Genomic DNA, 12,907 nt, shown 5'->3' on the forward strand with positions numbered 1-12,907 from the left:
AGCGCAACCTCCTGCGGTTCAGGTCTTTTTTTACAGCCAGTTAAAAATATTCCCGAGACACACATCAAATAAACAATTCGCCTGTAATAGCTCATGTGGTTGATAGGTTAAAGTTATAATGTCATTAACAAAATTAACAGGAATCGCTCAATTGCGCAACTTACGACAAATGGCTGTTAAAACCGTGTTAATTGTCGGTCTTCTTACCCCCTTCATGGTCTTCCGCCGCGGCGTCGTAAGCCCTGATGATGGCCTTTACGAGGCGGTGGCGTACTACGTCTTCCTCATCCAGCTCGAGGTACCCGATGCCGTCGATGTTCCGCAGGATGCGGGTGGCTTTGCCGAGGCCGCTCTTCTGGTTCTTGGGAAGGTCGATCTGGGTAAGGTCGCCCGTAATGATGGCCTTTGCGGAGGAGCCGATGCGGGTCAGGAACATTTTCATCTGCAGGTCGGTGGAGTTTTGCGCCTCGTCGAGCAGGATGAAGGAATTGTCCAGCGTACGGCCGCGCATATATGCCAGGGGCGCGATCTCGATGATCCTGTTGGTCATGAAGTAACTGAGCTTGTCCGGCGGGATCATATCATCCAGCGCGTCGTACAGGGGGCGCAGGTACGGGTCGATCTTTTCTTTCAGGTCGCCGGGCAGAAAACCGAGGCTTTCGCCTGCTTCCACTGCGGGGCGGGTGAGGATGATCTTCCGTACGGCCTTGTTTTTCAGCGCTCTTACGGCGAGTGCTACAGCAGTATAGGTTTTACCCGTACCCGCCGGGCCGATGGCAAACACGATGTCGTTTTTGTCTGCCAGCGCCACCATTTTCTTCTGGTTGGCGGTTTTGGCGCGGATAGTACGGCCGTTGGGGCCAAATACCAGCACATCGTTGGGATTCCGGTCTTTAAAATGATCGATGCCCGTGCCTTCTTCTTCGCCCAGGATCTGCTCGAAATAATTTTCGCTCAGGTGCCCGTTGCGCTCCAGGTAACTTACGATCTGCCCGATCTTTTCTTTAGCGGTGGCCACTTCTTCCGGCGCGCCCGAAAGCTTCAGCTGTGTGCCGCGGCTAAGGATCTTCAATAAAGGGAACTTCTTTTTTAATAAGTCCAGCTTTCCGTTATTCACTCCGAAAAACTCAATGGGATTTACGCTGTCCAGGTTAATGATCGATTCTGTCAAGTGCGGTTCAATTTAATTGTCTGCATTTCGGATCTGGACTGGAAATCCAGGATGCGAAGCCATGGGCCGCGCATCCTGAAATAAAGTGCTAGACCCGGTATCCGTTCTGTTTGAACGCTTCCACGCGTTCTGCAATGTTTTTGTTGCCAAGGGCGAGAATCCTTGCCGCCAGGATGGCCGCATTCCTCGCGCCCGCTTTACCTACCGCCAGGGTGCCCACCGGAAGGCCTGCAGGCATCTGCACGATGGAATAAAGGGCGTCGATGCCGCCGGGAAGGCCCCCGTCTAAGGGAACGCCCAGCACCGGGAGGGAAGTATAGGCAGAAACCACGCCCGGCAATGCCGCCGCCATACCAGCCGCCGCAATAATCACACCATAACCCTGGGGCTGGGCGTTGATCACCAGCTCGCGCACCTTGTCCGGGTTGCGGTGGGCGGATGCCACCACCAGCTCACTTTCGATGCCAAAATATTGGAGATAATTCTGCGATTCCTGCATAACGGGCTTATCGCTTTCCGAGCCCATGATAATTAAAACTTTCATCCTTTTTTTTGAATATTAATTTGCTATAGTTTAACGTAAAAATGAAACTATTGTTTCCTGCTCAAAGATATTTAAAAGTAAGGAGCCCACCGCAAGAAACCCCCTCCGATTTATTCACAAACCTTCATAACCCGCTTTATCACATAATAATAGCATGAATTTGTATAATATAATCCCTACATTTGGCCCATTCCAACCGCCTATGCCAAATTGAACAATTCCATGAACATCGCCCTGCTGAGCCAGGTGGTGGAGGCGCTGCCGGACCCCGTAGCCGTGTTCGACGCACAACTGCGGATCGTATTGCTGAACAGCGCTTTTATTGAGGAAAACAAAACGAACCTGGCGATAGAGCTTAGGGCAGGGGACAGCATGCTCCGCCTTTGTGATGCCGCTCCGCATGTCACAGACCAGGCAATCGGGCACTGGCAGCGCGCCCTCTCCGGCGAACGCTTCAGCCTCGTCGTGCCCTTCGGTCAGCCCCCCCTTCATTATAAAGTCAGCTACAGCCCGCTATACAACGAAACCGGCGACGAAGTACAGGTGATGATGATCATCCGCAACGTGCAACAGGAAACCGAAGCCCGCCGCAACGAACGGTTTTTCCGCAGCGTGCTCGAACACCTGCCCGTTGGCCTGCAGGAATTTACCCCGGACGGCTGGCACCGCAATATGAACCCTGCCCAGCGCCTCATCCTCGGAGACGAACATCCCGCCAGCCACGGCCCCTACAACGTGTTCAACGACGGCATTAATCAACGCAGCGGCCTCACCCGCCTGCTCGAAGAGGTAAAACAGCGCAAAGGCCCGGTGAAACGCGAGATGCTGCTCGGCTACAACGAAGTGCACGACGATAACGTGACCCGCATCCAGCCGCTGTATTACGAAGTAACGGGTTTTCCCGTGCTGGACCTCCAAGGGGAGATCGCCTGCCTGTTCATCATCCTGAGCGAGATCACCGAAAAAAAACTGGCCGTGCTCAGCCTCGAAAAAAGCGAGCGCCTCCTGTACACCATCGTGGAACATCTGCCCGTTGGTTACATCCAGTTCGACAATTTCGGGTTCATCCGCCGGGTGAACCAGACGCAGCGCCGCTTTTTCGCGAGCACCGGGCTGGAAGAGCAGCCAGGCAGCAATCTTATTCAAGACCCTTTCGCACGGCTTTTCGAGCTGGACCAGCTGTTTATCCAGGTGTTGCAGAAAGGCAAAATGATCCGGCTGGAAAAAAAGCTCGAGTTCCAGGTGCTCAGCAACGGAGCCAAAACCGACCGCGAAGTGTTTCTCGACCTTACCCTTTTTCCCGTGGAAGACCCGGTGGACAAAGACCAGATCGTGGTAGCGCTGGTGAACGACATTACCGAGAAAAAACGCCAGGAGCTGGAGAACGTCAAAACCCACGAATTCCTCATGCAAACCGGCGAGATCGGCAAGATCGGAGGCTGGGAAGTGGACATGACGACGCGGCAGATGCGCTGGGGCGCCCAGACCTACAAGATCCACGAACTTCCGCCGTTCACGCATATGACGTACGAAAAGGCCATGTCGTTTTTTTCGGAAGAATCGCGCGAACGCATGGAACAGGCCGTGGGCGCGTGCATGCAGCGGGGCAAGGCTTTCGATCTGCAGATCACCGTCAACACCGCGCGCAACAATACGCTGCAATGCCGCATCATCGGCAAGCCCGAATACCGCAACGGGCGCATGGTGCGCGTATACGGCGTGATCCAGGACGTAACCGAACAATACAGGATCCGCAACCAGCTCACGCGTAACGCGGAACTGATGCGGCTTTTTTTCGATACCATCGATATGGGTTATGCCGTGATGGACAAAGACGGCAAAGTGAATTTCATCAACCGGAAAGCCCAGGAGATCGTGGACCACGGCAAGGTGATCGGCCGGAATATCTTCGAAGTGTTCCCCACGCTGGTGGGCTCCACTTTCGACGCGCGGGTGCGGCAGTGCATGGCGTTGCAGGCCCCCGTGTCTTTCTCCAACTACCTGCCCGCTACGGACAAATGGTACGAGTTCCTGCTGGCGCCGATGCAGGACGGCAACATTTCCATCTTCACCCGCAACATTACCGACAGTAAAAAAATGCAGCGGGAACTACGGAAAGCTAACGACCAGCTGTCGTCGCTCAACAAATACCTCGTAAACCAGAACAAGCAGCTGGAAGATTTCGCGCACATCACTTCCCACAACCTCCGCGCGCCCATCGCCAACCTGAAAGCGCTGATGCAGATCATGAACGACACGGACGGCGAGCAGGAAAAAGAGCTGTACCGCGGCATGTTCCAGGAAGTGATCCGCAATATCGACGAAACGCTCAACGACCTGATCGAGATCGTGCAGATCCGGAAAGACCTGAACGTGGAGCGCGAACGGCTGGTATTTTCCGAAAGGCTGCAGAAAATAAAGGACATTTTGTTCGTGGACATCGAAACGAGCGGGATAGAGCTGCTGGCGGATTTCAGCGAAGCGCCTCATATCGAGTACCCGCGCATTTACCTGGACAGCATCCTGCAAAACCTGCTCACCAACGCCATCAAATATCGGTCTGCCGAAAGAAAGCCGATGCTGAGGCTGCAAAGCCGGGTAGTGGAAGGGGCGGTGATGCTGACGGCGGAAGACAATGGCATGGGGATCGACATGGAACGCTACGGGGCGAAACTTTTCGGGTTCAGGAAAACGTTTCATAAGAACAAGGACGCCAAAGGAATAGGCCTTTTTATTACGAAAACACAAATAGAAGCCATGGGCGGAAGCATTCATGCCGAGAGCCGGCCTGGCGCAGGAACCAAATTTATCATTACCTTCAGCCCCGAATAGTAAATCTATGAAGCCGCTACGATCGATCTTTATAGTAGACGACGACCCCATTCACCAGCAGATCACGGAGATCATGCTGGACAGGTTGCGGGTCACCAACGACGTAAAAAAATTCTCCGATGCCCAGGATGTGCTCGATCACATCCGGCAGCACCTTGCCGAGCCGGCTTCGCTGCCCGACATCATCCTGCTCGATCTCAACATGCCTGTGATGGACGGCTGGGAATTTCTCGAAGCTTTCTCCGTCCTTCGCGGCTCGCTTCCCAAACCAGTGAAAGTGTACGTATTGACCTCATCGATCGATGAAAGGGACCGCCAGCGGGTAAGTATGTTCGACTTCGTGGAGGGTTACCTCACCAAGCCGCTTACCAACGATATCATTCTCGGGCTGGCGCGTTAAAAGGGGAATTTATTCGTTATGCGCCGTGTTTCAGCGCACGGATCATGTCTGCCGGGTTGCCGGCGGAAAACACCGTGTTCCCGGCCACCAGCACGTCCGCGCCCGCTTCCACGATGGCTTTGCAATTATCCATTGTTACGCCGCCGTCCACTTCTATCAGCGCTTTCGATCCGGATGCGTCTATCAGCGCTTTGGCCTGCCTGATCTTTTCATAAGTTCTCTCAATAAAATGTTGCCCGCCGAACCCCGGGTTCACGCTCATCACCAGTACCAGGTCGATGTCTGCAATGATATTTTCCAGCTGGCTTACGGAGGTATGCGGGTTCAGCGCCACGCCGGCCTTCATGCCCAATGTTTTTATCTGCTGGATGTTGCGGTGAAGGTGGCGGCAGGCTTCGATATGCACGGTGAGCACGTTGGCGCCCGCTTTGGCAAAGGCTTCCGCGTATTTCTCCGGCTCTTCGATCATCAGGTGCACGTCGTTCACTTTTTTGCACACTTTGGTAACGGCGGAGATCACGGGAAAACCGAAACTGATATTGGGAACAAAACGCCCGTCCATCACGTCGAGGTGCAGCCAGTCGGCTTCGCTGTTATTGATCATGTCCACGTCTTTGCCGATTTCAAGGAAATTGGCTGAGAGCAGGGAAGGGGCGATAATCGGTGTTTTCATGTCCGGGCGTTGATTTTTAAAGATTACAAACCTAGTGATTTTTAACCGAATCGAGCAGGTGGCGGGCTTCGGGGAAATCTTTCCTGAAAGAAAGCGCTTTGGTAAGATCGTCGATGCCGGCGGGTTTGTTGCCCAGCGCCAGCAATGCGCGCCCGCGCAGGTAAAACGCGTCAGCATTGGTCGGGTCTGCTTTGGCCGCCATGTTGAAGTGAGGCAGGGCTTCTTTCCACTTTCCGTATTTAGATAACAATTCACCTAATGCGATGTAAGCCGGGCTGTACGCCGGGTCGCGCTGCAGGGCGGTCACGAACTGCTGCTTTGCCTGTGTTTCCCTGCCTTGTTTGACGTACACTTCGCCGATGGCATAGCTGGCCTCGGCGGCGGAAGAATCGATGAAAGCAGCCAGGGCATAGAGCTCCATGGCTTTGTTGTACGACCGGGTTTTGAACAGCAGGTCTGCCGTGAGCATCACCGCTTCGTATTCGCTGCTGTCTTTACGGATGCTGATGGCTTTTTCGAGATGATCGATCGCCGCCGCAGTGTCTTCCCGGTTGAGCGCGGAAAGACCGTAAATGTAATATGCATTGGGAAGGGTGGCGGGATGTTTTTCGAGAACGGCCGCCTGGCTGTCTGCCGCGGCATAATTCCCCTGTTCGATGAGCGCGTTGGCGAGATAAATGCGTGTGGCCGCATCCGTTGGCCTCACCTGGAGGTCTTTGCGCATATTGGCGATCGCTACGCTGAGGGAATCAACCGCTTCCGGTGTTTTTTGCTCTGTGCCGCTTTGCTGGCAGGCTGCAAAAAACACCGGGAGACATAACAGTAGAAAACGTTTCATGATCCCAAACATAGGGAATTTTTATCGCATCAGCCATTCCTTCATGGCCGCGTAATCCGCGTTCATCAGCACGGATTCCTTGCCATGGCCGTTCATCTGCTGCACGCGTTCCGGCACGGCGATGGCTTCTTCCAGGCCTTTGGGCATTACGTTGGCGAACTTCACCGGGTGGGCGGTTTCCAGGAAAATACCGGTTACGCCGGGATGCTGGTCCATATACCTTTTCAGGCCGAGATAACCTACCGCGCCGTGCGGGTCCATGAGGTACTGGCTTTCTTTATACACTTTTTTCATAACGGCCACGGTTTCTTCGTCGGTAAAACGGTAGGCAGACAATGTCGCTTTCAGCGCGCGTTCGTTTTGCGAGAACAATTGCAGGATGCGCACGAAATTGCTCGGGTCCGCCACGTCCATGGCGTTAGACAGTGTGGCTACGGCCTGGTGCGGCTCGTATTTGCCGTTTACCAGAAAACGCGGCACCGTGTCGTTCACATTCGTGGCGGCCACGAAATGCTGGATGGGCAGCCCCATGGCCGCGGCCATCATGCCGGAGCAGATGTTGCCGAAATTGCCGCTGGGAACGGAGATCACGGTTTCGCGTTTCCACTGTTTTATTTTGCGGTAGGCCATGAAATAATAAAACATCTGCGGCAGCCAGCGCGCCACGTTGATGGAATTGGCGGAGGTAAGCGGGCGGCGCGCCTGCAGCTCGCTGTCGAGGAAAGCGGTTTTGACCATGCGCTGGCAATCGTCGAAAGTGCCTTTGATCTCCAGCGCGCGGATGTTGCGGCCGAGCGTGGTGAGCTGTTTTTCCTGCAGTTCGCTCACTTTCCCCGAAGGGTACAGTATCACCACTTCCACGCCGGGAACATCGTAAAACCCATGCGCCACGGCGCCGCCTGTATCGCCGGAAGTGGCTACCAGTACGGTTACCGGCTGTTCCGCCGAACGCCTGAAATAACCCAGGCAGCCGGCCATGAATTTTGCGCCCACATCCTTAAACGCGAGGGTAGGGCCGTGGAATAACTCCAGCGCATATACGTTTTCTTCCACTTCGCGCAGCGGGAACGGGAAGGTGAGGGTTTCGCGGATGATCTGCGTGAGGTACTGCACGGGTATGTCTGCCCCCACGAAAGGCTGTATCACTTTACGGGCGATGTATTGCGGGTCGTATTCGTCCAGCCGCTCGATGAAATCCTTGTCCAGCTTCGGTATTTCCGAAGGAAAATACAATCCTTTATCCGGCGCCAGGCCCTGGATCACGGCTTCCCGGAAGGAGGCGCGGTGCTGGTGGTTCTGTAAGCTATAATACTGCATAGGTTAAATGTTTATGGCTTTTACGCCGGCGTTGCCGATGCGGGATACGTAGATCCTGTAATCGACGCCCAGGGGCGCGTAGATGTTCTCCATCATGGCGGCCACGGAGCGGGCGTTGTTTTCGCCTTTGCTCAGCATGAATACGGAAGGGCCGCTGCCGGAAATTCCTCCGCCGAGGGCGCCGGCTTCCTTGCAGCGTATTTTCAGGTCGTGGAAGGCGGGGATCAGGATGGAACGGATGGGCTCCACGATCACGTCTTCCAGCGCGCGGCTGATCAGGTTATAATCTTCGGTGTACAAACCGGATACCAGCGCGCCCACGTTGCCCCATTGACGGATCGCGTCTTTCAGCAGCACCTGTTGTTTCAGGATGCCTCTCGCGTCGGAGGTCTTTACTTCTATCTGCGGATGTATCACGGTCACCCAAAGGTCTTGCGGCGTATGCAGCTTGATCACGTCCAGCGGCTGATAACTGCGCACGAGCGTGAAACCGCCGAGGATGGCGGGGGCCACGTTGTCCGCATGCGGGGTGCCGCAGGCCAGCCTTTCGCCTTCCATGGCAAAACGCACGAGCGCGTCGGTGGAAAAGTAGTTGTCGAGCAGGATGTTACCGCCTACTACCGCGCCTGCCGCGCTGGCCGCACTGGAACCGATGCCACTGCCGGGATGGATGTGTTTTTTGATGGCGATCTCGATGCCGGTCCCCGGTTTGCCGTATTCCTGCAAAAGCGCCGCCAGCGCCACTCCGGCCACATTCTGTGACGCTTCCAGCGGGAGCTCCGCGCCTTCGATGGAAGTGATGCGCACGCCTGGCTGGTCGCTCAGGCGCAGCTCCATTTCGTCGCCCACGCCTTCCAACGCCAGGCCGATCACATCGAAGCCACAGGCCACGTTGGCTACGGTGGCGGGAGAAAATACCTTAACGGATCTGTTGTTTGCTTGGCTCATATCTTTATTTATCGAACGGTTCTGATAATGTCTGCGAATATGCCGGAAGCGGTTACGTCCGCACCGGCGCCCGCGCCTTTTACGATCAGCGGCTGCGCGGAATAACGGCTGGTGGTGAACAGCACGATATTGTCCTTGCCTTCCAGCTGGTAGAAGGGGTGCTGCGGGTTAACGGACTGCAGTCCGACGGACGCTTTCCCGTTATGGTAACGGGCAACGAACTTCAGGCGTTCGCCCTTGTCTGCGGCGGATTTCAGCAGTTGTTTAAAATGGCCGGCGTGTACGTCCAGCTGCTCGTAAAATGCGGGCACGTCTTTGGCGTTCAGGCATTCGTCCGGCAAAAAGGAATGATTCTCGATATCGCCCATTTCCAGCACCGCCCCGCTTTCCCTTGCCAGGATCAATATCTTGCGCATCACGTCTTTCCCGCTCAGGTCTATCCTCGGATCAGGCTCGGTGTATCCCTCATCCTGCGCGGCTTTCACTACCTGCCGGAAGCTGGCGCCGTTCACGAAATGATTGAATACGAAATTGAGACTGCCGCTCAACACCGCTTCGATAGTCTGCACTTTGTCGCCGCTGCGTACGAGGTCGTTCAGGGTGTTGATCACGGGTAAACCTGCGCCCACATTGGTTTCGAAGAGGAAAGAAGCATTGAACTTCCTTGCCAGGTCTTTCAGTTTTTTATAAGCGGCGTATTCAGACGAACAGGCGATCTTATTGCAGGTCACCACCGAAATGCCATGCTGCAGGAAAATAGCGTACATGCCCGCAACGGTGTCGCTGGCGGTGTTATCTACAAACACGCTGTTGCGCAGGTTCAGGTCGAGGATGTGTTTGGCAAAGACTTCCTGGTCCATTTCATGCCCCGCCTCCAGTTCTTCCTTCCAGTTTTCCAGCGCGATGCCGCTTTCGGAGAAACGCATCTTGCGGCTGTTGCCCAGGGCGATCACGCGCACCTGCAGGCCCAGTTCGCGTTGCAGGTAATCCTGCTGGAGCTGCAGCTGTTCGAGCAGCTTGCCGCCCACGTTGCCGGTGCCGGCCACGAATACGTTCACCTGTTTGGTTTCCGATTCGAAGAAAGCTTCGTGTATCACGTTCAGCGCCTTTTTTACATCGCCTTTGTTGATCACGGCGGAAATATTTTTTTCGGTGGAGCCCTGCGCGATAGCTCTTACGTTGATGGCGTTGCGGCCCAGCGCGCCGAACAGTTTGCCGCTCATGCCATGGTGGTTCTTCATGTTATCGCCTACCACGGCCACGATGCAAAGGTCTTTTTCCACGTTCAGCGGCTCGATGCGTTTGTCGTGGATCTCCTGTACGAACTCGCTGTCTACCGCGGCTTTGGCGGCCAGCATGTCGCTTTCGAGGATGCCGACGGTGATGGAGTGTTCCGACGAGCTTTGGGTGATGAGTATCACGTTCACCTTTTCGCGCAGCAATGCGTCGAACAGGCGTTTGGAAAAACCGGGAATACCTACCATGCCGCTGCCTTCCAGCGTAAGCAGGGCGATCTTCTGGATGCCGGAAATGCCGGTAACGGGAAAGGGTTTTTCGCCGTTGTCCTGTATCAGGGTGCCATAATCGTCCGGTGCAAAGGTGTTTTTGATCCAGATGGGAATGCGGCGGTTCATAACGGGCTGAATGGTGGGCGGGTAGATCACCTTGGCGCCGAAGTGGGAAAGCTCCATCGCTTCTTCGTAAGAGATGCGCGGGATGGCGATAGCCTGCGGCACGAGGCGCGGGTCGGCGGTCATCATGCCGCTCACGTCCGTCCAGATCTCGAGCACGCTGGCGTCCATGGCCGCGGCGATAATGGCCGCGGTGTAATCGGAGCCGCCACGGCCAAGGGTGGTGGTGTCTTTATCGGCATTGGAAGCGATGAAACCGGGCAGCACGACGAAGTTGGCGGACTGATGCTGAAAAAAAGCAGTGATCTGGTGATCGGTAACGTCGAAATCCACGAGGGCATGGCCGTGCTGGGCGTCGGTGAAAATGAGGTCGCGGCTGTCTTTCCAGGCGGCGTTAAGCCCCATTTGTTTCAGTTTTTCGGCTACCATCCAGGAGGAGAGCAGTTCGCCGAAACTCATGATCTTGTCCTGGCAGCGTTTGCTGAGCTCGCCTACCTGGAAAATACCGTCGCAGAGGGCTTCCAGCTGGTTGAGCTGTTTTTTCACTTCGCTGAGCAGGCTGCTTTGCACGGTGATAGGAAATAGTGAGCGGATGGTATCGAGATGTTTGGTCTCTATTTCCTGCAAAACGGATTTGTATTGTTCCTGGCATTGCCCGGCCAGCTGCCCGCACTGGATGAGTTTGTCGGTAATGCCGCTCATGGCGCTCACTACGATGGCCATGTCGCCTTTACGTTTGTATTGTGCTACGATGCTGCAAACCTGTTCTATGGCCCTGGTACTGCCAACGGAAGTGCCGCCGAATTTTAAAACCTGCATGTAAAAAGGATGTTGAATGGATATAAAAGGGACGTTCCCTGCTTTGCGGTGTGCCAGTGTAACCTGGCCGGTGGACGATATAAAAAATTAACCCCGCGATGGGGTTGTGGTGGTTGTGGTGGTAATAATAGTGCCGTGCACTCCGGAGGAGAGGGGAGCAATACGGATAATATGTGAGTTGAATAAATGCACTATTATTTTATGACTTTTGTATTACAAAGGTTAGAAATTAAAAGCGGAAATACAAATAGGTTGGGCAAATTTAGAAAACGTCTAAATGCGGGAAAGGCAAGTGTTTTCCTGTTCATTTTTCAATGAAAGTCTTTTCTGTTGCGGGTTTATGGTATGGAGGCCGGGATCGGGAGTTTTTATCTTGGCTTACACTATGTTACAATATTGTGACAAATGTGCTTATTGGTGGATGACGGCTTTGGTTTCTTTTTCCAGTTCGAAGTCTGGTTCTTCTTCGTAAAAGGCGCCGCAGATTAGCCATGTCCAGACGCCGGCGGCGGCAAGCACAATGAAGATGACGAAGAGGGTAGAAGGGACGTGCCAGTTTATGCGAAGGAACTCCCATACCAGATCGAGTATCACGATATTGATATTGTAATACAGCGAACCGGCTGTTGTTAGCATCAGGAAGCCCAGTAGGGCGACGGTAACGATCTGCCGGCTATAGAGCCTTGCTCTTGTGGCTCCGGCGGCTTTAACGAACAGGAGGCCGGCAAGCAGTGGTGCAATGAAAGCGTTGATATTGTAAAGGATCGTCATTAGCCAGAAAAAGAATGCCCGCATGTTTTCCGTATCGTCTGCACCAAGCAAGGAACTTAATGGCCCGTCTGTATAAAGGGAATTCATCCTGTACTGAAAATACATTTCCATCATAATGGGCAGGGTAATAAAGACGGAAAAGCTGAGAAATCTGATCCAGGCGGCGCGCGGCGTTTTTGCGGCAAACTCGCTGAAAGTTGCCGGCGTCTGCGGATGCCTGCTGAAGGCCGCGGCAAGCAGTCCACAGCCGATGATCATCACATGAAGGCCGGTACGCAGGCTGTAGTTCAGCCAGATCCCGGTATCCTCTTCCTCAATTTTCACTGTCAGCGGGAGAAAATAGAGGATCTTCATCGCTAACATTCCAATGCCGGTACCCAGCAGCAGCAGGATGAGGGTGCCTCTGAAGATCAGCCCGGCCCAGTTTTTATAATGCTCACGGGCCAATTTGGCAAAACCGTTGATTGTGTTAATGAAGGATGTCCACATGCTGGTTTAAATTTTTATTCTTGTTTCGCCGGAAGTTTCCGTTTCAAATTCTATTTCTTCTGCTTGCTGTGGGAAAGAGCAAATGAGCAGGCGACTATAGCAAGGCATAGTGATGGAGGTGATAAGAGTGAGTACGATAAAGTCCAAATGAAAAAATATGGGAAACATGATGCCAAACAGGAACCGCGAACGAAAATTGCGGAAAAAGCAATTTAAAAGCCGAGCCGATCGAGCTAAAGATCTGACGCCACATAGGTAATAGGTATATTCACACCAAGTTATAAATTAATTTGCACCGTATCTGAAAAAATACATAATTTTAGCCCGTACAATCCTCGTGCACAGTTCGCTTACATACAAAAACCAGTGCAATTACTGCTTCCTCATGGCCACGCTCGCCATGGATTCGGCTTTATAATCCTCCCCCTTTTCCGGCAGCCCCTGGGCTAAATCCCTGCGAAGTCATCCAAATGG

At 53.9% G+C, this 12,907-nt stretch carries 10 protein-coding genes; 2 read left to right on the forward strand and 8 right to left on the reverse strand.

Annotation, left to right across the window (positions count from 1 at the left end; all coding sequences use genetic code 11):
* Nucleotides 1-187 precede the first annotated feature (187 nt).
* On the reverse strand, nt 188-1,171 hold the full coding sequence (locus J7I43_RS16640; RefSeq protein ID WP_209146980.1) for a PhoH family protein: 984 nt from the start codon (nt 1,169-1,171) through the stop codon (nt 188-190).
* Between the two features lie 88 nt (nt 1,172-1,259).
* A complete protein-coding gene (gene purE, locus J7I43_RS16645; RefSeq protein ID WP_209146981.1) occupies nt 1,260-1,715 on the reverse strand; it encodes a 5-(carboxyamino)imidazole ribonucleotide mutase in 456 nt (151 codons plus the stop codon).
* Between the two features lie 222 nt (nt 1,716-1,937).
* Between purE and J7I43_RS16650 the strand changes: the two genes are divergently transcribed.
* Both J7I43_RS16650 and J7I43_RS16655 read left to right on the forward strand, forming a co-directional pair.
* On the forward strand, nt 1,938-4,547 hold the full coding sequence (locus J7I43_RS16650; protein WP_209146982.1) for a PAS domain-containing protein: 2,610 nt from the start codon (nt 1,938-1,940) through the stop codon (nt 4,545-4,547).
* 7 nt (nt 4,548-4,554) lie between these two features.
* The gene (locus J7I43_RS16655; protein WP_209146983.1) at nt 4,555-4,947 is read left to right on the forward strand and encodes a response regulator; all 393 of its coding nucleotides are present in this window, start codon (nt 4,555-4,557) and stop codon (nt 4,945-4,947) included.
* Between the two features lie 16 nt (nt 4,948-4,963).
* Here the strand turns inward: J7I43_RS16655 and rpe are convergent, their stop codons facing one another.
* The 6 genes from rpe to J7I43_RS16685 all read right to left on the reverse strand — a co-directional run bounded on the left by rpe (nt 4,964) and on the right by J7I43_RS16685 (nt 12,433).
* The gene (rpe, locus tag J7I43_RS16660; RefSeq protein WP_209146984.1) at nt 4,964-5,620 is read right to left on the reverse strand and encodes a ribulose-phosphate 3-epimerase; all 657 of its coding nucleotides are present in this window, start codon (nt 5,618-5,620) and stop codon (nt 4,964-4,966) included.
* 31 nt (nt 5,621-5,651) lie between these two features.
* Nucleotides 5,652-6,458 (reverse strand): tetratricopeptide repeat protein, encoded by an 807-nt coding sequence (locus J7I43_RS16665; protein ID WP_209146985.1) that lies wholly within the window; start codon nt 6,456-6,458, stop codon nt 5,652-5,654.
* Nucleotides 6,459-6,479: 21 nt separating this feature from the next.
* A complete protein-coding gene (gene thrC / locus J7I43_RS16670; protein ID WP_209146986.1) occupies nt 6,480-7,775 on the reverse strand; it encodes a threonine synthase in 1,296 nt (431 codons plus the stop codon).
* A gap of 3 nt (nt 7,776-7,778) precedes the next feature.
* On the reverse strand, nt 7,779-8,723 hold the full coding sequence (locus J7I43_RS16675) for a homoserine kinase (RefSeq protein ID WP_209146987.1): 945 nt from the start codon (nt 8,721-8,723) through the stop codon (nt 7,779-7,781).
* An 8-nt stretch (nt 8,724-8,731) separates the two neighbouring features.
* Nucleotides 8,732-11,173 (reverse strand): bifunctional aspartate kinase/homoserine dehydrogenase I, encoded by a 2,442-nt coding sequence (gene thrA / locus J7I43_RS16680; protein WP_209146988.1) that lies wholly within the window; start codon nt 11,171-11,173, stop codon nt 8,732-8,734.
* Between the two features lie 411 nt (nt 11,174-11,584).
* The gene (locus J7I43_RS16685; RefSeq protein WP_209146989.1) at nt 11,585-12,433 is read right to left on the reverse strand and encodes a hypothetical protein; all 849 of its coding nucleotides are present in this window, start codon (nt 12,431-12,433) and stop codon (nt 11,585-11,587) included.
* Nucleotides 12,434-12,907 lie beyond the last annotated feature (474 nt).

Source organism: Chitinophaga chungangae (assembly GCF_017742215.1).
In the GTDB taxonomy this organism is placed as follows: domain Bacteria; phylum Bacteroidota; class Bacteroidia; order Chitinophagales; family Chitinophagaceae; genus Chitinophaga; species Chitinophaga chungangae.